Raw genomic sequence first — 24062 nt, 5'->3', positions numbered from 1 at the left:
CGATGACAGGCTCAGGTTCTTTCTAAAAAAGCGGATCAGATGAGGCCTTCGAGACTCCGTCCGCTGTTTCGCCGCCGCACCTGCAGGGGAAGGATTCCTGTCACTCGCGCTGCGACAGGATCGCCGCGAGCAAGCCCGGGAAGCGTGCGTTCATCTCCTCGCTGCGCAGCGAGTTGATGTGGGTGGTCCCGACGCTGCGGGTGCAGACCAGGCCCGCATCGCGCAGCACCCGGAAATGGTGGGAAACGCTCGACTTCGGCCGGCCGCCGTCGAGCTCGCTGCAACTGGCCTCGCCCAGCGCGGCGAGGCGCCGGACGATCTCCAGGCGCACCGGATCGCTCAGGGCGTAGAGAACGCGCTCGAGGACGAATTCGCTGGCGGCGGGGTGTTTGAAGGGGCGCATGGCGGAATCATACCGGAGGGATTGTTCGTCATCCATTGTTCGAATATTATCGAACTAGAGAATTCAATCTCACCGCACGAGGAAGCTCCATGTCCGCTCTGTTCCAGCCGTACACGCTGAAGGATGTCACCCTGCGCAACCGCATCGCCGTTCCGCCCATGTGCGTGTACATGGCCAACGACGGCCTGATCAACGACTGGCACAAGGTGCATTACGCCAGCATCGCCAGGGGTGGTGCGGGGCTGGTGATCGTCGAGGCCACCGCCGTCTCGCCGGAAGGGCGCATCACCCCCGGCTGCCCCGGGATCTGGAACGACCAGTTGGCCCAGGCCTTCGTGCCGGTGGTCCAGGCCATCAAGGCCGAGGGAGCGGTGCCCGGCATCCAGATCGCCCATGCCGGCCGCAAGGCCAGCGCCAACCGCCCCTGGGAAGGCGACGACCACATCGCCGAGGGCGATGCCCGCGGCTGGCAGACCATCGCCCCCTCGGCCATTCCCTTCGGCCACCACCTGCCGAAAGTGCCCAAGGCCATGACCCTGGAGGACATCGCCCGGGTGCGGGACGATTTCGTCGCCGCGGCGTGCCGGGCGCGTGATGCCGGCTTCGAGTGGCTGGAGCTGCATTTCGCCCACGGCTACCTGGCCCAGAGCTTCTTCTCCGAGCATTCCAACCGGCGCACCGATGCCTACGGCGGCAGCTTCGACAAGCGCTGCCGCTTCCTGCTGGAAACCCTGGCGGCGGTCCGCGAGGTATGGCCGGAGCATCTGCCGCTGACCGCCCGCTTCGGGGTGATCGAGTTCGACGGCCGGGACGAGCAGACCTTCGCCGAATCCATCGAGCTGGCCCGGCGCTTCAAGCAGACCGGCCTGGACCTGCTGAGCGTCAGCATCGGCTTCACCATCGCGGACACCGATATTCCCTGGGCACCCGGCTTCATGGGGCCGATCGCCGAGCGGGTACGCCGCGAGGTGGGCATCCCGGTGGCGTCGGCCTGGGGCTTCGGCACCCCGCAGGTTGCCGAGCGGGCCGTCAGGGAAGGCCAGCTGGATCTCGCCATGATCGGCCGCGCCCACCTGGCCGACCCGCACTGGCCGTATGCCGCGGCCCGCGAGCTGGGCATCGAGCGCTCGTCCTGGACGCTGCCGGCGCCCTATGCCCACTGGCTGGAGCGCTACCACCACTGAGATCGGCCTCTGGGAGTGCGCACTTGCTCGCCCGACGGGCGGGCTCGCAGAGGTCATGAAGGTTGCGGGAGCGTCCCGGCGAGGGGCGCTCCCGCATGGCTTTCCGCACCGGAGAGGGCCCGCCGAGGGGCAGGCGGCGACTCAGGGTTGCAGCGCCTCGGCGAAGGAGCCGTCGATCACCTCGTCGACCTTGAAGGCCTTGGGCAGGGCGCCGGTTTCCTTGAGGAAGTCGGCGGTCTCCTGGTAGTCGCGGGCGGCCTGCGCGTCGACCGGGGCGACGGTCATGCCGGCCTGGCCGATCCAGTGGCGGGACACCGTCGGGTCGAGATTGGCCTTCTGCGCCCAGAGCTCGGCGTACTCGCTCTTGTGCGCCTCGACCCAGGCGCGCGCCCGCTTGAGGCGGCCGAGGAAGTCGGCGATGGCGGCGCGCTTGGGCTCGATGGAGGAGGCGTTGGCGGCGATGCTGGAAAGTCCCGGCATCAGGCCCCTGGCGGTGAGCAGCGGCCGCGCGCCGGAGAAGAGGATCTGCTGGGAAATGTACGGCTCCCACACCGGGAAGGCATCGATGCTGCCCCGTGGCAGCGCGGCGGCGGCGTCGATCGGCATCAGCTTGACGAACTCGACGTAGTCGCCGGGCAGGCCGGCCTTCTGCAGGGCGCGCAGGGTCAGCTGCTGGCTCTGGGGCCTGCCATCAATTATTTCCACGATTGCGTTGCCGCCTGAAATCGGCCCAGGCAAGGCGCAGCCTGCAGGCAATGGTCACTCCCTTGCCAAGGGCTGCAACGCCGCATGGGCCGATTTCAGGCGCAACCCGAGGGGACGGGCCCGATTTGGCGCAGTGCTGCGTTGCTCGTCGTTCATTTGGAATGACCAAACCTCTCTCCTCACGCCTTGCCCTGCGCCAAATCGGGCTCCGTCGCAACGCGGAAATAATTGATGGCAGGCCCCGGTCCCGGCCAGTAGGCGACCTTCTTGCCCTTGAGGTCCTCGATGCTTTTGGCCGGCGAGTCCTTGGGCACCAGCAGGGCGATGGTGTCCGGGTTCTGCCGGGAGACGCCGATCAGTTTGACCGGCGCACCCTTGGCGGCGAGGAAGATGAATCCCGAATCGCCGAGAAAACCGAGGTCCAGCGCCCCGGCATCCAGGCCTTCGGCCAGCGGCGCGGCGGACTGGAAGTGTTTCCACTCGACCCGATAGGGCGCGCCCTCCAGCGCGCCGGAGGCCTCCAGCGAGGCGCGCACGTTGTAGTAGTTTTGATCTCCGATGCGCAGCACGGTGTCGGCAGCCTGGCTCAGGGGTGCGGCCAGCAGCAGGGTGGCGAGGCCGTTACGCAGAAAACGCGAAAGCTTCATGGGTACTCCTTAGGGTCTGTTGATGTTTTGGCGTGAGCCGCGTTGCCGCGTCAAATGCCGCCAGGCCGGGCCGCGTTCGGCAAGGCGCGGGGCGCCGGCAATGGTCATTCCCTTGCCAAGCCCCGCAACGCCGCATGGCGGCATTTGCCGCGCAGCCTCGGCGGCCCCACCCGAAGGGACGGGGCCCGTTTGGCGCAGCACGGCGTCGCTCGTCGTTCATTTGGAATGACCAAACCTCTCTCCTCGTTCCTTGTTCTGCGCCAAACGGGCCTCCGTCGCGGCCTACGCCAAAACGTCAACAGACCCTAGGTTCTGTTGACGCAAGCCCAGTGCTAAAACTGGGCTTTTGCCATGACTGACAGAAGCCGTCTGAGCGATACCGACTGGTCCCGTATCCAAAGTCTGCTGAGCGCCACGAAGGGGATCCGGCTGACCCGTACTCTCGGCTGTCGCCGCTTTGTCGAGGCGGTGCTCTGGATACTACGCAGCGGCGCTCAATGGCGGATGCTGCCTCGTTGCCTCGGCTCATGGAACAGCGTTTTCAAACGCTTCACCCGCTGGTGCCGGCTCGGCGTCTGGGACCGGCTTCACTCGGTACTGGCTCGGGACGCTGACCTTCAGCACGTCTGCATCGACAGCTCCGTCGTGCGTGCCCATGCCTGTGCAGCCGGGGCGGCCAGCAGTACTGCGGCCCAGGAGGCACTGGGGCATTCGCGAGGAGGCTTCAGCAGCAAGATCCATGTGTTGACCGATGCGCTGGGGTTACCGATTCGCTTCATCCTGACGGAAGGCCAAGCGGCCGATATCAGCCAGGCGATCCCACTCATGGCGGGGATCGCCACGTCGGCACTGCTGGCCGACAAGGGCTATGACGCCAACCAGCTTCTGGCCTGGCTGAAGGAGCGCCAGATCCAGGCCGTCATTCCCGCCAGACGGAACCGCATCGAGCAACGCTCCTGCGACTGGCATCTCTACAAGGAGCGGCACGTGATCGAGTGCCTGTTCGGCAAGCTGAAGCACTACCGGCGGATCACCACTCGCTATGAGAAGAGGGCCAGCCATTTCAAGGGAATGCTGGCTTTTGCGGCTGTTTTGCTATGGCTGCGCTGATACGTCAACAGAACCTAGTGTCCCCGGTTCAGGGCCTGGCCGGCTGCGGGACCTGCGCGGGCGGGCCGATCCGGAAGCCGTGGTCGAAGGTCGGCGCCACGTCCAGGCGCTTGGGCAGCAGGGCATGGGCCTGGTAGAAGTCGGCGGTCGCCTGTTGCTGGGCGACGGTCGCCGCGTCCACCGCCTGCCAGCGCAGGTCGCGGCGGGCGAAGGACAGCCGGGCCGCGTCCTCGGGAAAACCGATGATCCGCGCCAGGGTCCTGGCGTAGTCGTCGAGGTGCGCATAGGCCCAGTGCTGGGCGCCGTCCAGGCGCTGCAGATAGTCCTGCAGGGCCTCGCGACGGGCTGGATCGGCCAGTGTCTGGTCGGTGGCGGCGAGGTAGCTGTTGCCGGCCCGCAGGCCGCGGCCGTCGACCAGCACCCGGCCCTGGCCGCTGCTTTCGGTCAGGGCGGTGTAGGGTTCCCAGGTCGCCCAGGCGTCCACCGAGCCGTTGGCCAGGGCGATCTTCGCGTCCACCGGGCCGAGGAAGCGGAACTCCACGTCCCGCTCGGCGAGCCCGGCCTTTTCCAGCGCCTTGAGGGCGACGAAGTGGCCGATCGAGCCGCGCCCGGTGGCGATGCGCTTGCCCTTGAGGTCGGCGGCGGTTTTCAGCGGACTGTCTTTGGGCACCAGCAGCGCGGTGCCGTAGGGGTTGGACTTGTTCACCGCGATGGCCTTGACCTGGGCGCCGGCGGCCAGGCTGAACAGCAGCGGCGCATCGCCGATGATCCCGGCGTCCACCGCGCCGGCGTTGAGGGCTTCGGCCAGCGGCGCGGCGGCGGGGAATTCCGACCACTGGATGACGTAGGGCAGATCCTTCAGCGCATCGGCCGCCTCCAGCTGGGCGCGCATGTTGCCTTTCTGGTCGGCGATGCGCAGGGTCAGCGGTTCGGCGGCCTGTGCCTGAAAGGCATGCAGGAAGAGGGCGGCGGCCAGCGTGGCCAGGGCGGTGCTTTTCATCGCAAGCCTCCTTGCATCAGAGAGCGAAACCCGGATCGTCGCGCTCGAGCTGGCGCAGGTAGGCGTCCCAGTGGGATTGCGGGCGGCCCTGGGCGATGGCGAGCTCGAACCCCCGCGCGGCCTTTTCCGCCACCGCCTCGGAGGGGAAGCGCAGTGCCGCGCCGCCGGATTGCGCGGCCAGTTGGGCGGCGCAGGCGCGCTCCAGAAAATAGAGGTTGTAGAAGGCTTCCTCGATGGTCCGGCCGCTGGTGAGCAGGCCATGGTTGCGCAGGATCAGAGCGTCGTGCTCGCCGAGGTCGGCGATCAGCCGCTGCTGCTCGTCCAGGTCCAGGGCGATGCCTTCGTACTCGTGGTAGGCCAGGCGCTTGTGGAAGCGCATGGCGTGCTGGGAAATCATCAGCAGGCCGTCCTGCTGTGCCGATACGCCGATGCCGGCCGTGGTGTGGGTGTGCAGCACCGCGTGGGTGTGCTCGCGGGCGCCGTGGATGGCGCTGTGGATCACATAGCCGGCGCGGTTGATGCCGAGGCCCGTGGGGTCGTCGAGCAGGGTGCCGTCGATGTCCACCTTGACCAGGCTGGAGGCGGTGATCTCGTCGAAGGCCAGGCCGTAGGGGTTGATCAGGAAATGCCGGTCCGGCCCCGGCACCCGCACCGAGAAGTGGGTGTAGATGTGGTCGGTCCAGCGCAACCGAGCGGCCAGGCGGTAGGTGGCGGCCAGCTTGACGCGGGCCTCCCATTCGGCGGCGCCGACGCGCTCCTTGACGGAGGCGATCCGGGTGATGGCGTTCATGAAGTTCTCTCCTTGTCTTCAGGTGTAGGCCCGCACCGGCGGGTACTGGCCGTTCAGGGCGTATTCGCCGACTTCCAGCAGCTTGTGGGCGAGCGGATCGTGCAGGCTGTGGGTGCGCGTGTCGCGCCAGAAGCGGTCGAAGGCGTAGCGGTTGTGGGTGGCGCGCGCGCCCATCACCTCGAACACCCGGCTGGTGACGTCGAGCGCGGTGCGGGCGGCGAGCACCTTGGCGCTGGCCACCTCGACGGCGGCCTCGCCGCGCAGCTCGGCGCTGAAGGCCTCGTCCGCGGCGAGCAGTTCGTCGACCTTGAGCGCAGCGCGGTCGGCCAGGGCGATGGCGCCCTGCAGGGCGATCCACAGCTCGCCGAACTGGCTGACCAGCAGTGGGTCCTGATGGGCCTTGTCGACCCTGGCGTGCAGCCAGGCGCGGCCCTCGCTGTGCACGTAGGCGCGCGCCGCGCGCAGCGCGCCGAGGGCGTTGCCGAGGTAGAACTGGGTGAAGGCGGACTGGTTGACCGGGGTGCGGATCACCGCGGAGAAGTCGTCGCCGTCCTCCAGGTCGTTGGCGATGACTTCGCCGGGCTCGGCGCGCACCTCGCTGAGGACGAAACTGCCGCTGTCGCTGCGCTCCACGCCGAAGTGGTCCCAGTCGTCGGCGTAGTGCAGGCCGGGACGATCGGCGGGGATCAGCGCCATCAGCCGCTGGCCGTCGCGGGCATGCCGCGCGCTGACGCTGAGCAGGTCGGCGAAGGCCGCGCCGCTGCAGAAGCCCTTGCGGCCGTCGAGGCGGAAACCCTCGCCGTCCGGCGTGGCGAGGATGTCGTCGTCGCGCGGGTTGACCACCCCGGCCAGCCACAGCCGGCGTTCGGCGATTTCCGCCAGCAGGCGGTCGCGGCGCGGCTGCGGCTCGCGGCGCAGGTTGACCACGTTGAGCTGGTGGTAGCCGTAGAGCATGCCGACCGAGCCGTCGCCGGCGGCCAGTTCGCGGATGGTGCGGACGATCAGCGACCAGCGCTGGCCGGCGCCGCCCAGCTCGCGGGGGATCGCCAGGTTGGTCAGGCCGCTGTCCTTGAGGCGCCGCAGCTGGGTGTCGGGGCGTTCGCGGGTGCGGGTGCGGCGGGCGATGTCGCGGGTGAATTCCTCGCCGATCTCGCGGGCCAGCGCCAGCCAGTCCTCGGAAGTTTTGGGGGTGCCCATTCAGGCCTCCAGGGGGCCGAGGCCCAGGTGTTCGCGCAGGGTCGCGCCCTCGTAGGCGCGGCGGTAGAGACCCAGGCGCTGCAGGTGCGGCACCACGCTCTCGGCGAATTCGGCGAAGGAGCCCGGCAGGTAGCCGGGGGAGATCACGAAGCCGTCGCAGCCGCCGGCGTTGAAGATCTCCGCCAGCTGTTCGGCGATCTGCACGCCGGTACCCACCAGCTGCGGCACGCGCACGCTGCTGGCGAAGCTTTGCGCGAGTTCGCCGAGGCTCAGCGAGGCACCCAGCGAGCGCAGCTTCTCGGCCACCGCCGGCGGCGTTCCGGGCTGTGCGGCGATCGCTTCCAGGCGGGTATCGAGGTGGTAGGCGGAAAAGTCGAAGTTGAGCTGGGCGGCCAGGGTCGCCAGACCGATCTCCGGACGCGCCAGGGCGTTGTGACGGTCGCGCCTGGCGCGCGCCTCGGCCTCGCTGCCGCCGATGAAGGGCATCACCGCGGTGAGCACCTTGCACTGGTCCGCCGCCCGGCCCTGGGCGACCACCTGCCGGCGCACGTCGTCGCGGAAGGCGCGCATGGCGGGCAGGTTGCCATGGATGCTGAAGATCGCCTCGGCCCAGCGCGCGCCGAAACGCCGGCCGCGGCCGCTGGAGCCGGCCTGGATCAGCAGCGGGCGGCCCTGCGGGCTGCGCGGGATGTTCAGCGGACCTTCGACCTTGAACCACTCGCCCCGGTGGGCGACGTCGCGGACCCCGGCCGGATCGGCGAGGATGCCCCGTTCGCGGTCGAGCTTGAGCGCGCCCGGCGCCCAGCTGCTCCACAGCTTCAGGGCGACCTCGACGAACTCGTCGGCGCGGTCGTAGCGCAGGTCGTGCTCCAGGTGGCGGTCCTTGCCGAACAGCCGGCCCTCGTTGTCGTTCATCGAGGTGACGATGTTCCAGGCGGCGCGTCCGCGCGACAGGTGGTCGAGGGTGGCCAGCGAGCGGGCCACGTGGGCCGGCTCGTAGTAGGTGGTGGAGCGGGTGACGCCGAGGCCGAGCCGGCGCGTCTGGCCGACCAGGTAGGAGAGGATCGGCAGCGGGTCGAGGCGGGTGGCGTCCTGGGCGCCGTAGCGCAGCGCGAGTTCGCGGGAGCCGCCCAGCTGGTCGCCGATGGCGAAGCGGTCGGCGAAGAACAGCAGGTCGAACAGGCCTTCCTCCAGCACCCGGGCGCTGCGCGCGTAGTACTCGGGATCGAGGTAGTCGCCGAGGGTGTCCGGGTGGCGCCAGACGGCATGGCTGTGGACGACGGGGCCGGCGAGCAGGAAGCCGGCCAGGTGGATCTGGCGGCTCATCGGTCGGTCTCGCGGTCGGGCAGGGGAAGGAGGCTCGCCGGGGCGAGCAGCGGATCGGTCATCAAGCGGTCTCCACAAAAGGGTGTGGAGCGCTCCGCTGGTGCGGTCGCGCCGGATGGTGCGGCGTGGGAGAGGGTCAGGCGCGGCGGGCGCTGTTTTGCAGGTCGCGTTCGGCCGCCTTGGCGCGGATCAGCGGGATCAGCTCGCGGCCGTAGTCGACGGCGTCGTTGAGCGGGTCGAAGCCGCGGATCAGGATGTTGCGGATGCCCAGGTCGTAGTAGTCGATCAGGGCGTCGGCGACCTGTTCGGGGGTGCCGACCAGCGCGGTGGAGTTGTGCCCGCCGCCGACCAGTCCGGCGATGCCGGTCCACAGGCGCTTGTCGACCCGCTCGCCCTGGGCCACGGTGGCGCGCAGGCGCTGGGCGCCGATGCTTTCCGGCTTGAGGGAGAGTTCCGGGCGGGCCACTTCATGGCGCGCGCGGGCGCGGCTCAGGATGACCTCGGCCTTGGCCCAGGCGGCGTCCTCGGTGGCGGCGACGATCGGCCGGAAGGACACACTGAACTCGATGTGGCGGCCGTGTTTGGCGGCTTCGGCGCGCACCCTCTCGACCAGTTCGCGGGTCTGCTGCAGGGATTCGCCCCACAGCATGTAGACGTCGGCGTGCTTGCCGGCGACGCGGATCGCCGCCTCCGAGGCGCCGCTGAAATACACCGGCAGGTGCGGCTTCTGCTCGCTCTTGACCGCCGAGAACGCCTGCTCGACCTGATAGAACTCGCCCTGGTGGTCGAACGGCTGCCCGGCGGTCCAGGTCTTGCGCACCACCTCGAGGAACTCGTCGGTGCGTGCATAGCGCCGGTCGTGGTCGAGAAAGTCGCCGTCCTTGCGCTGCTCGGTGTCGCTGCCGCCGCTGATCACGTTCAGCGCCAGGCGGCCGTCGAGCAGCTGGTCGAGGGTCGCCAGCTTGCGCGCGGCCAGGGTCGGCGCGACGAAGCCCGGGCGGTGCGCCAGCAGCAGGCCGATGCGGCTGGTGGACAGGCCGGCTAGGGCGGTGACCAGGAAGCCGTCGGGCTGATCGGACCAGTAGCCGACCAGGATGCGGTCGAAGCCGGCGTTCTCGTGGGCCTGGGCGAAGTTGCGGATGTAGTTCTTGTCGAACACCGGACCCACCGGGGCGATGGTTTCCGAGGAAAGTCGATGGCCGATCATGCCGAGAATCTGAACGCTCATGTGCCGGGCTCCTGCCTGTGCGAGGGTTGGATAGGACAAGAGCCTGTTCGTCTCTTATAAGAAAAGGATCTTGTCCGGCTGGTTACTTAGAAGGCTACAGAGCTGATTTAGATGATGGAAATTCATTTTTTGCATATTCTAATATGCTAAAAGTGAATGTGAGGCGGCGCCGGAGCGCCTGGCCCTAGGCTCCCACGCTGGAGCGTGGGAGCCATCAAACGGCGCCGACGTGGATGTTGTGGCCGCTGATGTAGCGGGTCATGAAGGTCAGCCCCGACACGCCGATGGCGGCGAAGTTGTAGTCGTCGGACTTGCGATCGCTGGTGTAGGGGCTGGTGCCGAACAGCGTCATGTCCTCCATGCTGCGGTCGTCACGCGGGCTGTTGCCGGTGATATGGCCGGCGTAGAGAGTCAGGTTCCTGATGTCCTGCGAGGTGAGCATCGAGCCCTGGAAGGTCTGCGGCAGCGAGCGGCCATTGTCGGCGCGCAGGATCGGCAGTACCAGGTACCACTCGCCGACGCGCAGCTCGGTTTCGGAGAGCTTCATCTTGCCGGAGTGGTCGGCCGGCTTACCGTCGCGGCCGAGCGGCAGCAGCTGGGTGCCGCCGGTGCCCTTGCCGCCGTCGAGCTTCTGCGAATAGAGACCGAGCACGTCGACGCCGAAGCCGAGCGGGCCCTCGGTGTAGCCGGACCTGAAATCGAGGATGAAGTTCTGGGTCCACTCCTCGGCCTTGCCGCGGGTGGCGTTGTCGCCCTTGAAGTCGCGGTTGATGAAGAAGTTGCGCAGGGTCAGGGTGCCCTTGGCGTCGTCGACGAAGCCGGCAGCCCCCTGATGATGGAAATTGCCGAGCCGCTTTTTCTTCGCGCAAAAGAAAGCGGCGAGGGGTTGGCCTCGCCGCTTCCCGACTCTTCTCTTCCGTCTGCCCATCTTCCTGATGGAGGTCGCATCCTGCGACTGTTCCCTGTTGCTTCCATCCTTGGCAGCTGTATCGATCCTTCGACGTCGCTGTGGAATTCAATCTACCGAGGCCGCCGCCTCGAGCAAATCGGGAAAGCGCTCAATCTTTTGTAGGCGAAGGCTTACGTGTTTGTGCGAAGCAAAAAAAGCCCTCCGGGAGGAGGGCAAATGGTACTCATGCGAGACACACTTGATCAGGATAGACGGGAATCCTAAAGGTGTGCTCAGATTTTTTTGCGATGCAAAATATCGGGCGGGGTGGATAGGTCGACAACCGCGCTTTTTGCACCGGCCGTAGCCCCCGCCAGTGAACGGATGCCCCGCGGACCGCTCAGCAGGCCGCCGCCGGCGCCAGGCTGTCGACCAGCCCGCCCGGATGGAACAGCCGGCCGCTGGCGCGCAGACCGTGAGCCGGGGTGCTGCGGCTCGACAGCAGCCGGGCCAGGGGCGCGAGGCCGGCGACGGCGGTGGCGTTGCCAGCGCGGTCGAGGGCCTCGGCGGCGGCGTACAGGGCGGCGCGGGCGCCGTTGCGGATCTTTGCGTCGTCGAAGGCATGCAGCGCGGCGCGACGGTACAGCGCCACGTCCGGGGTTTCGCTGCGCCCGCGCAGGTTGCTCGCCAGGCAGATGCCGGTCAGCAGGTGGCAGCAGGCGGCGAGCAGCTCCACCGAGGGCATCGCATCGAAGGCCTTGAACTCGATGCGCCCGGCTTCCCGCGCCAGCCGCGCCGGACGCAGCAGCGGCGAGCGCTCGGCCTGCTCGGCGTACTCCTCGAGCCCCAGGAACAGCTTGACCGCCGGGCGCCGGTCGCAGCGCAGCCAGGTGCGCCGCGACCAGCCGTGCCAGGGCCGCCCGGCGCAGTACGGCGAGCTGAAGCTGAAGGGCACGATGTAGGGCGCGTAGTGGTTGAGCTTGCGCGCGGCGTCGAGGTTGCGCCGGGTGTTCCAGGCGGGCAGCGACAGGTTGATGTCCGGGCCGTAGGTCAGCATCGACAGCTCCATGCCCTGGTACTCGCGGTCCCCGGCGCGCAGGCGCTGCTCGAAGGCGTTGAGCGGCGGGTTGTAGCCGTACTGGGTGCGCAGCGGGTCGAAGCCGGCGATGGCCAGGCCCAGGCCGCCGCGCTCGAGGCGCGCGGCGAGCTGGCGCTCGATGTCGAGCAGGCTGTCGATGGCGGGCGCGACGCCGGGCAAGGGCGGGGTGCGGATCTCCACGCCCTTGGCGACGAAGCCGCAGAAGCGCCCCTCCGGGTCGAAGCGCTCGTCGCCTTCCAGGTACCAATAGCCGCTGCGGATGCCCTGGTCGCCCTCGGCCAGCGCCGGATCGCCGAGGCCGGGCTTGTCGGCCAGCAGCTCGGCGAGCCGGGCGACGTCCAGGGCGTGGATGTCGCGCAGGCGTCCGGCCTGCGGGCCGCGGATATCGATCAGCAGGTATTCGAATTCGATGCCGTAGTCCACGGCCGGCATCGACCTAGATCCAGCGGAGGACGTCGTAGGGGTCTGGCACAGCCTCATGGGTTGTCTCCTCGGCGTGTTGCGGCGTTCCCAGATAGAGGAAGCCGACGATCTGTTCGTCTTCGCCCAGTCCCAGCTCGCGGTGGAAGCCGCGGTCGTACATCAGCCAGCCCGAGCGCCACAGGCCGCCGTAGCCCAGGGCGCGGGCAGCCAGTTGCAGGGTCAGCACGCTGCAGGCGGCGCACAGCTGCTGGTCGAACAGCGGCACCACCTCGCTCGGCCGCGGGCTGGCCACCACGGTGATCACCAGCGGCGCGCGGTGCGGCATGCGCGGGGTGCGGGCGATCTCCGCCTCGCTGCGCCCGGCGGCCACGGCGGCGCGCTGCATGGCCCGGCCCAGGCGATCCAGGCCCGCGTCGCGGGCGGCGAGAAAGCGGTAGGGGCGCAGGTGTTGAAAGTCTGGCACGCGCAGCGCGGCGCGCAGGATCAGCGCGAGCTCCGCGTCGCTCGGCCCGGGCGCGCGCACGCGGTGGCAGGAGCGGCGGTTGAGCAGCAGGCCCAGGGCGGAGTCCGGGGCGGGAATCGGGGTCATTCCGCCCATGGCAGTTCCTCCTCGATGCGCAGGCCGGCGCGCAGCCGTTCGCGGATGCCCATCAGGGCGGCGTCGAGGCGCTCGATGCATTCCAGGGTGCGGCGCTCGGCCGGGCTGGTGTCGAGCACCTCGGCGATGCCGCCGTTGCGGATCACCAGCCGACGCGCGCCGCGCAGGGCGAGCAGCGGGTCGTGGGTGGAGATCAGCACGATCTTGGCGCCGCCGACCAAGAGGTCGAGGGCGCGCTTGCGGTCGACCCCGGCGTTCTCGATCTCGTCGATCAGCACCACCGGCGAGGCCGACAGCAGCGCCGCGTCGGCGATCATCAGGGCGCGCGTCTGGCCGCCGGAGAGCTGGGTGACGGCGCTGTCGGCGGCGAACTTCTCGCCGGTCAGGGCATTGGCGCAGGCGATCACCGTGCGCGCCATGCCTTCCGGGTCGGCGATCATCCGGCAGCGCGCGTGCATCTCGATCAGCTCGCGCACGCTGAGGTCGACGACGAAATTCATGTTCTGCGACAACTGCGCGACCAGCTTGCGGTCCGGCGCGTAGCGCCGCTCGGCCGGCGGTGCGGCACCGTTGACCAGCACCCGGCGGCCGGTCGGCGTATCGCCCTGGGCCAGGCACTCGATGTCGGCAAGCAGGCGGCTCTTGCCCGAGCCGGTCGGGCCGACGATGCAGACGATCTCGCCGGCGCGAAAGACCAGCTCGCGGTTCTCGGCGCGGCCGTGCTTGTCGCGCCCGCCGAGCAGCGTGAGGCTGTCGACCCGCGCGTCCGGCGCCTCGGCCAGGGCGCGCACCTCGGCGACCAGCCGCTCCAGGTGATCGAGCAACTGGGCGCGCTGCATGCCGGCGTCGAACAGCGCCTCGTCGGGCAGTCCGGTTAGCCACTGGGCAAGGCTGGCGCCGGGCGTGGCGGGCGGCAGGGCGAGGGCGGCGACGAATTCGGCCAGCGCCGGATGGCGCTCCAACAGCAGGGCGAAGGGCAGCTCGGCGAGGCTCATCGGGGCTCCTCCCGGTCGGCGAAGCGCATCTTCTTCACGTTGCCGCGCTGGTGGGTCTCGCCGATGGCGGTCTCGCCGACGCAGTAGGGGCAGACCGCCGCCGGCATCGAGAAGCGCAGGCGGCTGCCGTTCAGGTCCGGCGTCGGCGCGGCGGCGCGGATGTGCCGGGCCAGGTCGGCGGCGCCCTGGCCGGTGAGGCCGTTGCAGAACAGCGCCGGCGCACCGGGGTTGGCCAGGCGCACGTGGAAGGCGAACACCTCGCGCTCGACCTGGGAGACGATGTCGCCCTTGGTGATCGCCACCAGGTCGGCCAGGCGCAGCATCGGGCCGATCTTCTTCGGCGTGTGCACCCCGGCCAGGGCGTCGACCACGCAGATCGCCAGCACGCCGTCGATGTGCGGCGAGCAGCGGTTGCACAGCCCGGCGCTCTCGCCGATCAGCACGTCGAGGCCCTGGCGCCGGCCCCAGGCCTGGCAGTCGGCGATGTTGGAGACGAAGTAGTGGTCCGGGCAGAGGGCGCCGGCCAGGCCGACCGCCACCGGGATGCCGTGCCTGGCGTAGAGGCGCCCGTCGTCGCTGGACAGGGCGTCGAACTTGGCCACCCCGACGGCGAGGCCGTCCTCCCTGAGCAGTCTGGCGACCTGGAGGATGACCGAGGTCTTGCCGACCGACGGCGAGCCGGCCACGGTGATCAGTTGCATGGGCGCAGGCCTCCTTGGGCGGCGAAGAACAGCTCGGCGGCGCGGCGCTGTTCGGCGGCGAAGTCGTGGTTGCGGAAGAACTCCCAGCCCGGCCACTTCAGCCGCGCGCCCGGCGGAAAGGCATTGGCCGGCGCCGTGCCGGTCGGTGGATAGCAGTTGTGGGCGAGCACGGCGCCGAGCTCCGCGCCGTGCAGGTAGTCGATGAGCGGGGCGAGGCGTTCCTCGCAGCCGGGCTTGAGCAGGTAGCCGATCGGCATGGCCAGCGCGCCGTCCTCCGGCCAGAGCACCGCGGTGCGCTCGCGGCGCGGGCAGAGCTCGGCCTGCAGCCAGGGCAGCACGGCGATGGCGCCGACGTCCGGACTGTTCGAGCCGGCCTGGGTCGCGGTGCGCACGTTGTGCTGCAGGCGGCGCACGTTGCCGGCGAAGGCGGCGAGGCCGCTCTGGCCGAACTCCAGATACAGCGCCAGCAACAGGTAGGCGTTGTAGTCCTGATAGGGCACCTGCGGATTCGGCCGCCAGCCGCCGAAGACGATCTCCCCGGCCCATTGCGGATCGAGCAGATCGCTCCAGACACGCGGCGGCCGGCGGCCCTTGAGCCGGCGCTGGTCGATCAGCCAGACGAAGGGAATCACCGAGAACACCCGGAAGGCTTCCTGCGGGTCGGCGAGGCCGGCCGCCGCGCAGGCCGGATGCAGTGCGGGCAGGGGCCGGGCGTCGGGGCCGGGGGCGTAGCGGGCGAGCAGGCCCGGAGCGAGGATGTCCTGGTAGATGGTCGAGACCAGCAGGCCCGGCAGGCGCGCCGGATCGCGCTCGCTGGCCAGGGTGTCGAACGGGCTGTACCACTCGCCGCCGCCCAGGCAGCAGCAGTTCAGGGCCGGGCCTCCGGCTGCGCGCTGCGCCGCCAGGGTTCGGTCGATACCGGCCTTGAAGGCCCGACGCAGCGGAATCGGCATGCGCCCGAGCAGGTCCAACTGGCCGGCATTGGCGGTGATGTGCTGCGGTGTCGTCACGCTGATCTCCTTGCTCCGGCGGGTCGTCTGGTCCGTGGGTGCCCCGGTCGGTGGAAAATCGCTTTGCGCGTTTTCACCCTACGGCTGGGCGATCCGTAGGGTGGGAAACGGCCGCAGGCCTTTCCCACCGGTGGTGCTCCGGTCGGTGGAAAATCGCTGCGCGAGTTTCCCACCCTACGGCGGGCTTGGTCCGGGTGGGAAACGACCGCAGGTCTTTCCCACCAGTGGCGCTGACCGGCGGAGAGTCGCTGTACGGGTTTTCCATCCCACGGACTGGCTTTAGCGAGATTCGGGCCAGCCGGCACGGGCGTGGCCGAGGCCGCGCCGTATCGGGGCTGCGGGCGTTCGGGTCGGGAAGGGGTGGCATGGGAAGTGTTCGCCGCCGAACATTTCGCCGTGGCAGACGTACCGGCGCGAACCCTTGGGCAGGCGCCGCCGGCAGCCGCGGCCCGGCCGGCGGCGGCCAAGGGCTTCTGGCACGGCGCTGGCATCGTCCCCGGCGCATCCATCCGCCATGAGGAATACACCATGAAGTCACGCGGCATCGTCAACGCCACCCGCCGCCTGGTCGGCGCGCGCAAGCTGGGCAGCGCGACCCTGCTGGGCAAGGCCGAGGAGGAGGCCCGCCACGCCCTGACCCAGGCGCGCGCCTGGATCGAGCGGGCCAACCCCCGGGACGAGGAGGCGCAGCAGAACTTCCGGACCATCGTCGAGGCGGCCGGGGATCTGGAGCGCGTGCTGCTGGAGGGGGGCATCCGCGCTTGAGGCGGGAGCGTCTGAAAGCGCGCCCGGAGGGCCTTGCCGCTGCCGGATCGGATCGACCGGCGGCGCCTTGCGCAGGGCGTCGAGCTCGAGGGATGTACCGCTGAATGGAAAAAGGCGCCGACCGGCAGGGAGCCCGGTCGACGCAAAGTTGCAGTCGCAGGGTTGGTAACTCAGAGGGGAGTGATGCCGTGCTCGGCGTAGATCTCGTCCTGGGCCTGGCGGAACTCGTTCATGCTGAACGCGAAGCCGTGCTCCTTGAGCAGCGCCCAGCTCGCCTGTTCGTCTTCCGCGCCTTCGTTGACCAGGTTCTTGAACGCTTCGTCGCTGCGCATGCGGTTGATGTAGGCCTTGGCGGATTCGACACTCATCGGAAATGCCTCCTTAAGCGGTGGTGGAGTCGAGGAAACGGCGGCGGATCTGCGCGCCGAGCAGGTTGACGAGGCTGACCAGTGCCAGCAGGACGGCGATCAGGGCCAGGGCCTCGCGGTATTCGAAGAGGTGGAAGGCGGTGACGATCTCCAGCCCCAGGCCGCCGGCGCCGATCGCGCCCAGGGTGGTGGCGGCGCGGATGTTGTGTTCCCAGCGGTAGAGGGCGACATCGACCAGCCGCGGCAGCACCTGCGGCAGCACGCCGAAGCGCAGCACGCCGAGCACCGGGACGCCCTGACTGCGCAGCGCGTCCACCGGGGCGCGGTCGACGTGCTCGAAGGTCTCGGCGAAGAACTTGCCGAGCATGCCGGTGGAGTGGGTGGCCAGCGCCAGCACGCCGGGCAGCGGGCCGAAGCCCACCGCGGCGACGAACAGGATGCCCCACACCAGGCTGGGGATCGAGCGGATGGCGTTGAGCAGCAGCAGGACCAGCTGGCGCAGCGGCGCGGGCGCCTGGCCGCCGGCCGCCAGGGCGCCGAGCGGCAGGGCGGCGAGGATGCCGCCGACGGTGCCGGCGACGCTCATGGTCAGGGTGTCGAGCAGCGGCTTGCTCCAGTGCTCCCAGCGCTCGAACGCCGGCGGCCAGGCGTCGCCGGCCAGCGTCCAGAGGGTCGGCAGCAGCTCGCGGTAGCGCTCGGCATCGAGCGCGCCGGTGTAGCGGGTGGCCAGCAGCACCACGCCCAGGCCGAGGATGAGCAGCAGGCGCGACAGCCAGGCGCGCTGCGCCGTCGCCTTCAGCAGGGCCTGGCGCTCTGCGAACGCGGCATTCATGGCTTCACCGTCACGGCTTCGGGATGCTCGCGCTCGACCACCGAGATCCACTCGCGCACCGGGTCGACATCGGCGTTGGCAGCCGGAATGAAGGCCTCGGCGCGGAACACGCCCAATGCGGCCGGATCGTCGAGGGTGAAGAAAGCGCGGCGGATCTTCTCCTTCAACTCCGGGGCCAGGCCCTCGCGGAAGATCCACATGTATTCGGGGATCGCCGGCGAGTCGGCCAGCACGCGCACCTTGGCGGCGTCGAGCTTGCCTTCCCTGATCAGGCGTTCGTAGATCGGTTTGGACAGGCCGCCGGCGGCGACCTTCTTGCCGGCGACGGCCAGCGCGACCGCATCGTGGGCGCCGAGCACGCGCAGGCTGTAATCGCGTCCGGAGACCAGGCCGGCGTCGGCCAGCATCCAGCGCGGCACCCAGGTGCCCGAGGTGGAGGCCGGATCGCCGAAGGCGACGTCCTGGCCGCGCAGGTCCTGGACGCTGCGCGCCGGGCTGTCGGCCGGAACGATCAGCACCGCCTGGAAGGTCGGGCCGACCTGGGCGTGGCTCGGGCGGGCGAAGGGTTCGAGCCTGGCGCGCTGGTTCTGCAGGATGTAGGTCACCGGGCCGAGGTAGGCGATGTCGATGCGCCCGAAGCGCAGCGCCTCGCCGGTCGCCGCGTAGTTGGCGCCGACGGTCAGGTCGACGGGCATGCCGAGGGTCTTTTCCAGGTGCGCGCGCAGCGGTTCGTTGAGGCGCATCACGGTGGGCGCGGACTCGCCGGGCAGCAGGCCGATGGTCAGCTTCTTCGGCAGGGCCGCATCGTCGGCGTGGGCGGCGAGGGCGGCCGGCAGGAGCAGCGCGGCGAACAGCGGGCGCAGGCGTTCGAGCAGTCGGGTCATGGGGCGTTTCCTTCTACTGGGGGCGGGTGGGCTCCGGGGCCGGATGCAGGGGGAACAGGCGCGCCTGGGCGGCGGCGTCGAAGCGCGACGGCGGGCCGTCGAAGGCGATGCGGCCGTCGGCCAGGCCAACGATGCGCTCGGCCAGCCGGCGGGCCAGGTCGAGCTGGTGCAGGACGATCACCAGGGTCAGCGCGTGGTCGCGCACCAGCCGGCGGAATTCGCCGGCCAGGCGTTCGGCGAGGGCCGGATCGACCGAGGCGAACGGCTCGTCGGCGAGCAGCAGGCGCGGCTTGCGCACCAGGGCGCGGGCGATGCCGACGCGCTGGCGCTCGCCGCCGCTGAGCCGGGCGACCGGGTCGAGGGCCTTGCCGAGCAGGCCGACCTCGGCGAGGGCGGCGAGGGCCTGCTCGCGCATCGCCCGCGGCCAGGGCAGCGGCGACAACGGATGGCGGCGGTCGGCGAGGCCGAGCAGCACGTTGTCGAGCGCCGACAGGCGGGCGATCAGCGCATGTTCCTGGAACACCGTGGCGCTGCTGCGCCGGTGGGCGAGCAGGCTGGCCGGGGTCTGCAGGCGGCCGATGCCGTCCACGCTGAGGGTGCCGGAAGCGGGCGGCAGCAGGCCGTTGAGGGTGGCCAGCAGGGTGCTCTTGCCGATCCCCGAGGGGCCGACGATGGCGGTGATGCTGCCGCGGCGGATGTCGAGATCGAGGCCTTCGAGGATGCGCTTGCCGCTGCGCTCGATCGACACCCGGTCGAGCCGCAGCAGCACCGGCGAGCCATCTGTGGACGCCGCCGGCGTGCTGCGCCCGGCGTCGGAGGCCGGGGCCAGGGCGCGCTCGAGAGGCAACTGGTAGATGCCGCTCATGCTTCGCGCTCGATCAGGTAGTCGGGATTGCGCACCCCGTAGCCCAGCGCCTTGCGCAGCCACAGCGGCGGATTGTTCTGCATCATCCGCTGCAGGTGCGCGACCACCTCGTCGATCTCGCGGGGGTGCTGCATCTTCACCGGGAAGACCCCGGCGTTCTTCACCTTGACCGCGGCGAAGTCGCTGAGGGCGAGGGTGAAGAGCACGGCGCAGCCTTGCATGGCGTCGACGCGCAGCTGGATCTGGTCGACCGAGGCGCCGCCGGTCGGGTCGCCCATGGAGCAACCGCCGCCGCCGCCGGGGCCGCGCTTGCCGTCGCCGCCCTTGCCACCGCCCTTGAACTGCACGACGTCGAGGAAGTTGGCCTCGTCGTAGGTGACGTCGTAGATGACGATCTGCCTGGCGGTGGCGAAGTTGGCGTCGACCTGCAGCAGGTCGTTGCTGGTGATGGCGATCTTCAGATGGCCGATCTCGTTCATGTCCGTGTCCTCCGGGTGGCTCGGGCGGGCGCCGGGCGCGGCCCGGCGCGCGGGGTTCAGGTCATCGGCAGGCCGACGACGTTCTTTTCGTGGGCGAAGCGCAGGCGAAAGGCGTCCGGCAGCTTCGTCCCGCCGTCGGTGCGCGCCAGCCAGCGGGGCAGCTCGGCGACGGCGATGCAGCCGGCTTTCAGGGCCTCGACCGGCACGATGTACAGGCGGTCGTCGAGGGTGATGTAGAAGTCGATCGGGTGGCGGGCGGCGTTCTCGCCGTACTTGCCCAGGTCGATGCGGTAGTGGCGGTCCTCTTCGAGCTGCAGGCGCGGGTTGTCGCAGTCCAGGCGGACATGGCGGTTGAACCAGCATGTGTGGCGGAACTGGAACAGCACCCGGTCGTCGTCGGCGAAGGCGCGGATCTCGGCGACGATGTCGGCGTAGTACTGGCCGAGCAGCAGTTCCTCGTAGGCGTCGCTGTAGGGCTGGTCGAAGGATTCGAGGTAGCAGGCGACGCAGGCGGCGAGCAGTTCGAGGCCGGTCTGGCTGATCAAAAGGCTCAGCGCGCAGCGGTTGTAGGTGCAGCTGGCGCGGATCAGGCCGTCGTCGCGGATCTCGATGGCGCCGTTCTGCTGGATCGCCGCGGCGCGGAACACGCGCAGGATGCGGAAGACCTCGGCCATCAGCTTCTCCGCCGGGGTGCGGCGGGGCAGGGCGAGGTAGCGTTGCCAGCTGCCGAGGCCGGCGAGCGACGGGTCGCGGGATTCCTGCCAGTCGGCGAGCAGGGCGTAGGCGCTGGTCAGGGCCAGGATCAGGCGGGCCGGCACGCGGCGGGCGGTTTCGCTTTCCGGCTCGGCGAAGTTCAGGCGCCGCGGGCGGGTGTAGGGTTCGATGGGGCGGTGTTCCGGTCGGGCGCACAGCTCGCCGAAGCACGCGCGGTAGTGGGCGACCATTTCCTGTCGCTGTTTCATGGCTCTCTCCCGAAGGCGGCATGGCGGCCGGAGTGGAATACGGGGCGGAGGCCCCTGCCGAAGCAGGGGGCCGCCGCGGGGCTGGCAACTCACCAGGTGTTGAGGATCCACTCCTTGTTACGGGTGTATTCCATGTGGGCGAACATGGCGTTGGCGATCATCTCGCCGAGCTCCATGGCGCCCTGGTAGCCGATGGTCGGCTTGCGGTAGAGGCCGGCGCGGTCGAAGGTCGGGAAGCCGACGCGGACCATCGGGATGTTGGCTTCGATGGCGACGTAGCGGCCCTTCGAGTGGCCCATGATCAGGTCGAGCTGCAGGCCGCTGTTGATGCGCTTTTCCAGCTCCCAGAGGTCGGCGTTGTGGACGATCTCGATGTCGAAGTGCGCGGTGTTCTTCAGCTCCTCGATGCGCGGGTCCTTCTTGTACTTGTTGCCCTGGTCGTCGCCGATCAGCAGCAGCACCGGTTCCAGCTCCACTTCCATGCAGAACTGGGCCAGGCCGAGCACCAGGTCCGGATGGCCGAAGATCGCCACCTTCTTGTTGGCGAAGAACATGTGCGCCAGGTCGGCCAGGGCGTCGAGGGCGATGCCGCGCTCCTTGACCAGCGACTCGGGGATCTCCTTGCCGGTGACCTCGGCGATCTTGCGCAGCATGTCGTCGGTGTTCTTGATGCCGTACGGGGTGTTCACCAGGTGGTTCGGCACCTGGAAGGTCTTCTGCAGCAGGTCGCCGGTGGTGGCGCCTTCGTAGCGGGCCAGGGCCAGGGTGCCCAGGGCGTTGGCGCTGTCGGCGATGTCCTCGACGGTGGTGCGGCCATGGGTCTCGATGCTCTTGTTCGGCAGCATCGGCGAGTCGAAGTCCTCGGTGTCCATGTAGATGTTGGCGTCGACGCCCATTTCCTTGAAGTAGCGCTTGAGCAGCACCACGTCGCCGGGGTTGACCCAGCCCGGGAAGACGTTGAGCTTGCCGCTCGGCTGGCCCTTGCCGTGCGCGTCGGTGATGGTCTTGAACACCGACTTCACGCACTCGGCGTAGCCGGTGACGTGGCTGCCCTTGAAGCTCGGGGTGTGCACCGGCGCCAGATGGATCTTGCGCTCCGGGAACTCGGTGGCGAGCGCCCGGTTGCAGACGTTGATGGTGCCCTCGATGTCGTCGCCGATGACCTCGGTGGAACAGGTGGTGATGATCGGGATCACCCGCAGGTTCGGGTAGCGGCGGGCCAGGACCAGCACGCCTTCCTCGACGCGCTTGGCGCCGCCGAACACCGCCGACTCCTCGTGCAGCGAGGTGGAGGCGACGTCGAAGTTTTCCTTGAAGTGCTGGGCGAACAGCAGGCGGACGAACATCGTGCAGCCCTGGCCGCCGTGGACCAGCGGGATGCAGTCCTTGATGCCGATGCCGGCGTACTGGGCGCCAGCGGGCTGGCAGTCGTACATCGGGTTGATGATGCCCTCGCGGTCGCGCGGGGACAGCTTGACTTCCGCCGGCTTGAGGACGGTCAGCTCGCAATTGCTCATGAAATGGCTCCTTCGTGCGCGCAGACGGCCGTCCGGCCGTCTGTGCGCCGGTGACTCAGTAGAGGTGGTGGTTGAGTTCGCGGTTGGTCGAGCGGGTGATGGTCACGTCGACCAGACGGGACTTGAGGCCGTCGATCAGAAAGGCGATCTCTTCCTTGTTGACCTGCGAAGCCCAGGGGAAGCGCTCGCGCACGTCGTTGGCCATGGCCAGGGCGTCGGCGTAGAACAGGCGCTCCTGCGGGGTGCCGCGCAGCGGCTCCTGGCCGGTCAGCAGGCGGCAGACCTGGTTGAGCACGCCCTCGATGTTTTCCTCGCGGTCCCAGGTGCGCGAGAAGAACTGCCACAGGCAGCGCTCCTCGACATAGGCGAACAGATCGTCGAGACGGGACTGGCTCATCAGGCGGCCCCCCGCACGATGATCGGCGTGGTCTGCGACTTGTCGCGGATGTCCACGGCGGCCAGGTGGCGCAGCGGGTTGTGCACGGCGTTGTACATGTCGCGGGCCAGGTTGACGAAGCCCTCGAAGCCCATATACGGGCCGTTGTGGTAGCCGTGGCCGTTGACGTAGGGGATGTGCAGCTTCTTGACCAATTCGCCGACGCGGGGACCTGTGAAGATCACGTCCGGCTTGACCAGGTCGATGATCTCGAAGAATTCCAGCTCGTTGCCGTCGTCGATGTAGTAGGTGCCTTCCTTGCCGCGGGCGATGACCTTCTCGAAGTCTTCCTCATGGCCGAACTTGGAGGACATGGCCACCACCTGCACGCCCAAGTCGTCCTCGACCGACTTGGTCCAGTGCCACAGGCGCGGGCCGCCGGTCCAGATCGCCATTTTCTTGCCCTGCAGGCGCTCCTTGTACCAGTCGAGCTTCGGCTTCCACTTGGCGTATTCCTCGGCGATCAGCGCCTCGCCCTTCTCCTCGATGCCGAAGAAGGCGCAGATCTTGCGGATGCCCTCGGCCATGTAGTTGAAGCCCCAGGAGTCGATGTCCAGGCGCGGGATGCCGTAGCGCTTCTTCAGCTCGTTGGCGATGTAGCCGGAGGAGCGCGCGCAGTTCACCACGTTGAGCTGGGCCTGGTGCATGCAGCGCAGGTCGTCGTAGGTGCCGTTGCCGGTGAAGTGGGCGACGACCTGGATGCCCAGGCGGTCCCAGTAGGTCTGCAGCAGCTGGGTATCACCTTGAATGTTGAAGTCACCGATGAAGTTCATGGTGTATTCGCTGGTGATCTCCTTCTCCATCGTCTCGACCTTCTCGTTGATCCAGCCGATGTTCAAAACGTGGTGGCCCTTGGACTGGGACACGCCGGAGAAGCCGGGGCACTCGACGGTGAAGACGTCCACGTCGGGACGGTCCTTCATCACCTTCTTGGCCACCGCCTTGATGTCGTCGCCGATCAGCGCGGTCGGGCAGGTCGTGTAGACGATCATCCGCTTGATGTCCGGCATCTCGTCGAAGGCTTCGTGCATGCTCTTCTCGAGGCGCTTCTCGCCGCCGAAGACCACGTGGCTTTCCTTCATGTCGGTCGACCAGACGTACTTCATGTTGAAGTGGCCGTTGTCGGTCGGGTAGCGCTTGGTGTGCCAGGTGTCGTAGGCACAGCCGAGCGGGCCGTGAATCATCTGGATGGTGTCTTTGAGCACGCCGCCGATCACCAGCTTGGCGCCGCAGAAGGCGCAGCCGCGTTCGGACAGGGTGCCGGGGATGGTCGCCGCGTTGGCGATCGGCAGGAACTCGCGGGTGTCCTCGTTGGGCGCCTTCAGATAGATGTGTTTCTGGCGCTCGGGTATGTCCTTGTCACATTCCAGCAATACCATTGGCATGGTTGAAGTCTCCTCGGCTCAATGCAGGGATCGAGCACCCTGAGCGGTGCCCGATCGGGACCGGAAAAACCGGTTGGCGAGGAGGTAATGGCAGGATGCGTGCCAGATGCCCTTGCTGTGCTTGCGGGAATTTTCCGTTCGCCCGCCGAGCGCCCTGATTAGTTCTTTTTAATCAATGACTTGTGGATTTATTTCGGCACGGCCGAAAGGTGCTGCGCGGGGGCTTTTCGGGCATTTTTTCCGCGTTTGCAGCACTTGCGCGGA

Annotated in this window: 23 protein-coding genes and 3 pseudogenes; 3 read left to right on the top strand and 23 right to left on the bottom strand. The window is 68.8% G+C overall.

Features of this window, described 5'->3' with window-relative positions; translation table 11 throughout:
- Positions 1-100: 100 nt before the first annotated feature.
- Positions 101-403 (bottom strand): ArsR/SmtB family transcription factor, encoded by a 303-nt coding sequence (locus tag GCU53_RS03815; RefSeq protein ID WP_152386440.1) that lies wholly within the window; start codon positions 401-403, stop codon positions 101-103.
- Between the two features lie 89 nt (positions 404-492).
- On the opposite strand from GCU53_RS03815, the gene GCU53_RS03810 reads away from it, so the two are divergent.
- Positions 493-1587, top strand: a complete 1095-nt coding sequence (locus GCU53_RS03810; protein ID WP_152386439.1) for an NADH:flavin oxidoreductase/NADH oxidase — start codon at positions 493-495, stop codon at positions 1585-1587.
- A 141-nt stretch (positions 1588-1728) separates the two neighbouring features.
- Here GCU53_RS03810 and GCU53_RS03805 read toward each other — a convergent pair.
- A pseudogene (locus GCU53_RS03805) lies at positions 1729-2265 on the bottom strand (type 2 periplasmic-binding domain-containing protein); the annotation flags it as partial.
- A gap of 272 nt (positions 2266-2537) precedes the next feature.
- A pseudogene (locus GCU53_RS03795) lies at positions 2538-2939 on the bottom strand (PhnD/SsuA/transferrin family substrate-binding protein); the annotation flags it as partial.
- Positions 2940-3290: 351 nt separating this feature from the next.
- Here GCU53_RS03795 and GCU53_RS03790 point away from each other — a divergent pair.
- Positions 3291-4049, top strand: a complete 759-nt coding sequence (locus GCU53_RS03790; protein ID WP_152386438.1) for an IS5 family transposase — start codon at positions 3291-3293, stop codon at positions 4047-4049.
- 28 nt (positions 4050-4077) lie between these two features.
- Here GCU53_RS03790 and GCU53_RS03785 read toward each other — a convergent pair whose 3' ends face one another.
- From GCU53_RS03785 to GCU53_RS03735, 11 genes and pseudogenes are all read right to left on the bottom strand, one after another.
- Entirely contained in the window at positions 4078-5049 is a 972-nt protein-coding gene (locus GCU53_RS03785) for an ABC transporter substrate-binding protein (protein WP_152386437.1), read from the bottom strand.
- Between the two features lie 16 nt (positions 5050-5065).
- Positions 5066-5839, bottom strand: a complete 774-nt coding sequence (locus tag GCU53_RS03780; protein WP_152386436.1) for a class II aldolase/adducin family protein — start codon at positions 5837-5839, stop codon at positions 5066-5068.
- An 18-nt stretch (positions 5840-5857) separates the two neighbouring features.
- The gene (locus tag GCU53_RS03775) at positions 5858-7036 is read right to left on the bottom strand and encodes an acyl-CoA dehydrogenase family protein (protein WP_152386435.1); all 1179 of its coding nucleotides are present in this window, start codon (positions 7034-7036) and stop codon (positions 5858-5860) included.
- Entirely contained in the window at positions 7037-8362 is a 1326-nt protein-coding gene (locus GCU53_RS03770; RefSeq protein WP_152386434.1) for an LLM class flavin-dependent oxidoreductase, read from the bottom strand.
- A 136-nt stretch (positions 8363-8498) separates the two neighbouring features.
- Complete coding sequence (locus tag GCU53_RS03765) at positions 8499-9590, bottom strand: LLM class flavin-dependent oxidoreductase (RefSeq protein ID WP_152386433.1); 1092 nt, start codon at positions 9588-9590, stop codon at positions 8499-8501.
- A gap of 307 nt (positions 9591-9897) precedes the next feature.
- Positions 9898-10518: pseudogene (locus GCU53_RS03760) on the bottom strand (OprD family outer membrane porin); the annotation flags it as partial.
- Between the two features lie 361 nt (positions 10519-10879).
- Entirely contained in the window at positions 10880-12010 is a 1131-nt protein-coding gene (locus GCU53_RS03755) for a glutamate-cysteine ligase family protein (protein WP_244307044.1), read from the bottom strand.
- A 4-nt stretch (positions 12011-12014) separates the two neighbouring features.
- Positions 12015-12599, bottom strand: coding sequence for a nitroreductase family protein (locus GCU53_RS03750; RefSeq protein WP_244307042.1), 585 nt, complete (start codon positions 12597-12599; stop codon positions 12015-12017).
- Positions 12587-13594, bottom strand: a complete 1008-nt coding sequence (locus GCU53_RS03745) for an ATP-binding cassette domain-containing protein (protein WP_152386430.1) — start codon at positions 13592-13594, stop codon at positions 12587-12589. The genes GCU53_RS03750 and GCU53_RS03745 overlap by 13 nt, the downstream gene beginning before the upstream one ends.
- Complete coding sequence (locus tag GCU53_RS03740) at positions 13591-14295, bottom strand: GTP-binding protein (protein ID WP_152386429.1); 705 nt, start codon at positions 14293-14295, stop codon at positions 13591-13593. The genes GCU53_RS03745 and GCU53_RS03740 overlap by 4 nt, the downstream gene beginning before the upstream one ends.
- On the bottom strand, positions 14286-15305 hold the full coding sequence (locus GCU53_RS03735; protein ID WP_244307040.1) for an ABC transporter substrate-binding protein: 1020 nt from the start codon (positions 15303-15305) through the stop codon (positions 14286-14288). Before GCU53_RS03735 ends, GCU53_RS03740 begins: the two co-directional genes overlap by 10 nt.
- A gap of 396 nt (positions 15306-15701) precedes the next feature.
- Here GCU53_RS03735 and GCU53_RS25910 point away from each other — a divergent pair, with 396 nt between their 5' ends.
- A complete protein-coding gene (locus GCU53_RS25910; RefSeq protein WP_244307038.1) occupies positions 15702-16070 on the top strand; it encodes a hypothetical protein in 369 nt (122 codons plus the stop codon).
- Between the two features lie 170 nt (positions 16071-16240).
- Here GCU53_RS25910 and GCU53_RS03725 read toward each other — a convergent pair whose 3' ends face one another.
- The 9 genes from GCU53_RS03725 to vnfD form a co-directional block, all read right to left on the bottom strand.
- Complete coding sequence (locus GCU53_RS03725) at positions 16241-16438, bottom strand: Nif11-like leader peptide family natural product precursor (RefSeq protein WP_152386427.1); 198 nt, start codon at positions 16436-16438, stop codon at positions 16241-16243.
- A gap of 13 nt (positions 16439-16451) precedes the next feature.
- The gene (phnE, locus tag GCU53_RS03720; RefSeq protein WP_152386426.1) at positions 16452-17270 is read right to left on the bottom strand and encodes a phosphonate ABC transporter, permease protein PhnE; all 819 of its coding nucleotides are present in this window, start codon (positions 17268-17270) and stop codon (positions 16452-16454) included.
- On the bottom strand, positions 17267-18154 hold the full coding sequence (phnD, locus tag GCU53_RS03715; RefSeq protein ID WP_152386425.1) for a phosphate/phosphite/phosphonate ABC transporter substrate-binding protein: 888 nt from the start codon (positions 18152-18154) through the stop codon (positions 17267-17269). The genes phnE and phnD overlap by 4 nt, the downstream gene beginning before the upstream one ends.
- 13 nt (positions 18155-18167) lie before the next feature.
- The gene (locus GCU53_RS03710; protein ID WP_244307036.1) at positions 18168-19019 is read right to left on the bottom strand and encodes a phosphonate ABC transporter ATP-binding protein; all 852 of its coding nucleotides are present in this window, start codon (positions 19017-19019) and stop codon (positions 18168-18170) included.
- Complete coding sequence (locus GCU53_RS03705) at positions 19016-19498, bottom strand: NifB/NifX family molybdenum-iron cluster-binding protein (RefSeq protein WP_152386424.1); 483 nt, start codon at positions 19496-19498, stop codon at positions 19016-19018. The genes GCU53_RS03710 and GCU53_RS03705 overlap by 4 nt, the downstream gene beginning before the upstream one ends.
- 56 nt (positions 19499-19554) lie before the next feature.
- On the bottom strand, positions 19555-20460 hold the full coding sequence (locus tag GCU53_RS03700; protein ID WP_152386423.1) for a hypothetical protein: 906 nt from the start codon (positions 20458-20460) through the stop codon (positions 19555-19557).
- Between the two features lie 89 nt (positions 20461-20549).
- Positions 20550-21977 (bottom strand): V-containing nitrogenase subunit beta, encoded by a 1428-nt coding sequence (vnfK, locus tag GCU53_RS03695; RefSeq protein WP_152386422.1) that lies wholly within the window; start codon positions 21975-21977, stop codon positions 20550-20552.
- 55 nt (positions 21978-22032) lie between these two features.
- The gene (vnfG, locus tag GCU53_RS03690) at positions 22033-22374 is read right to left on the bottom strand and encodes a V-containing nitrogenase subunit delta (protein ID WP_152386421.1); all 342 of its coding nucleotides are present in this window, start codon (positions 22372-22374) and stop codon (positions 22033-22035) included.
- On the bottom strand, positions 22374-23798 hold the full coding sequence (gene vnfD / locus GCU53_RS03685; RefSeq protein WP_152386420.1) for a nitrogenase vanadium-iron protein, alpha chain: 1425 nt from the start codon (positions 23796-23798) through the stop codon (positions 22374-22376). The genes vnfG and vnfD overlap by 1 nt, the downstream gene beginning before the upstream one ends.
- Positions 23799-24062 lie beyond the last annotated feature (264 nt).

Source organism: Azotobacter salinestris (genome assembly GCF_009363155.1).
Taxonomy (GTDB): domain Bacteria; phylum Pseudomonadota; class Gammaproteobacteria; order Pseudomonadales; family Pseudomonadaceae; genus Azotobacter; species Azotobacter salinestris.
Note: the sequence above shows the minus strand (reverse complement) of the source record. Positions and strands in the feature narration are given on the sequence as shown.

What these genes read in the sequence shown, in the direction of transcription:
- GCU53_RS03815 (WP_152386440.1), bottom strand. Translation starts at nt 403, where the DNA reads ATGCGCCCCTTCAAACACCCCGCCGCCAGCGAATTCGTCCTCGAGCGC.
- GCU53_RS03810 (WP_152386439.1), top strand. Translation starts at nt 493, where the DNA reads ATGTCCGCTCTGTTCCAGCCGTACACGCTGAAGGATGTCACCCTGCGC.
- GCU53_RS03790 (WP_152386438.1), top strand. Translation starts at nt 3,291, where the DNA reads ATGACTGACAGAAGCCGTCTGAGCGATACCGACTGGTCCCGTATCCAA.
- GCU53_RS03785 (WP_152386437.1), bottom strand. Translation starts at nt 5,049, where the DNA reads ATGAAAAGCACCGCCCTGGCCACGCTGGCCGCCGCCCTCTTCCTGCAT.
- GCU53_RS03780 (WP_152386436.1), bottom strand. Translation starts at nt 5,839, where the DNA reads ATGAACGCCATCACCCGGATCGCCTCCGTCAAGGAGCGCGTCGGCGCC.
- GCU53_RS03775 (WP_152386435.1), bottom strand. Translation starts at nt 7,036, where the DNA reads ATGGGCACCCCCAAAACTTCCGAGGACTGGCTGGCGCTGGCCCGCGAG.
- GCU53_RS03770 (WP_152386434.1), bottom strand. Translation starts at nt 8,362, where the DNA reads ATGAGCCGCCAGATCCACCTGGCCGGCTTCCTGCTCGCCGGCCCCGTC.
- GCU53_RS03765 (WP_152386433.1), bottom strand. Translation starts at nt 9,590, where the DNA reads ATGAGCGTTCAGATTCTCGGCATGATCGGCCATCGACTTTCCTCGGAA.
- GCU53_RS03755 (WP_244307044.1), bottom strand. Translation starts at nt 12,010, where the DNA reads ATGCCGGCCGTGGACTACGGCATCGAATTCGAATACCTGCTGATCGAT.
- GCU53_RS03750 (WP_244307042.1), bottom strand. Translation starts at nt 12,599, where the DNA reads ATGGGCGGAATGACCCCGATTCCCGCCCCGGACTCCGCCCTGGGCCTG.
- GCU53_RS03745 (WP_152386430.1), bottom strand. Translation starts at nt 13,594, where the DNA reads ATGAGCCTCGCCGAGCTGCCCTTCGCCCTGCTGTTGGAGCGCCATCCG.
- GCU53_RS03740 (WP_152386429.1), bottom strand. Translation starts at nt 14,295, where the DNA reads ATGCAACTGATCACCGTGGCCGGCTCGCCGTCGGTCGGCAAGACCTCG.
- GCU53_RS03725 (WP_152386427.1), bottom strand. Translation starts at nt 16,438, where the DNA reads ATGAGTGTCGAATCCGCCAAGGCCTACATCAACCGCATGCGCAGCGAC.
- phnE (WP_152386426.1), bottom strand. Translation starts at nt 17,270, where the DNA reads ATGAATGCCGCGTTCGCAGAGCGCCAGGCCCTGCTGAAGGCGACGGCG.
- phnD (WP_152386425.1), bottom strand. Translation starts at nt 18,154, where the DNA reads ATGACCCGACTGCTCGAACGCCTGCGCCCGCTGTTCGCCGCGCTGCTC.
- GCU53_RS03710 (WP_244307036.1), bottom strand. Translation starts at nt 19,019, where the DNA reads ATGAGCGGCATCTACCAGTTGCCTCTCGAGCGCGCCCTGGCCCCGGCC.
- GCU53_RS03705 (WP_152386424.1), bottom strand. Translation starts at nt 19,498, where the DNA reads ATGAACGAGATCGGCCATCTGAAGATCGCCATCACCAGCAACGACCTG.
- GCU53_RS03700 (WP_152386423.1), bottom strand. Translation starts at nt 20,460, where the DNA reads ATGAAACAGCGACAGGAAATGGTCGCCCACTACCGCGCGTGCTTCGGC.
- vnfK (WP_152386422.1), bottom strand. Translation starts at nt 21,977, where the DNA reads ATGAGCAATTGCGAGCTGACCGTCCTCAAGCCGGCGGAAGTCAAGCTG.
- vnfG (WP_152386421.1), bottom strand. Translation starts at nt 22,374, where the DNA reads ATGAGCCAGTCCCGTCTCGACGATCTGTTCGCCTATGTCGAGGAGCGC.
- vnfD (WP_152386420.1), bottom strand. Translation starts at nt 23,798, where the DNA reads ATGCCAATGGTATTGCTGGAATGTGACAAGGACATACCCGAGCGCCAG.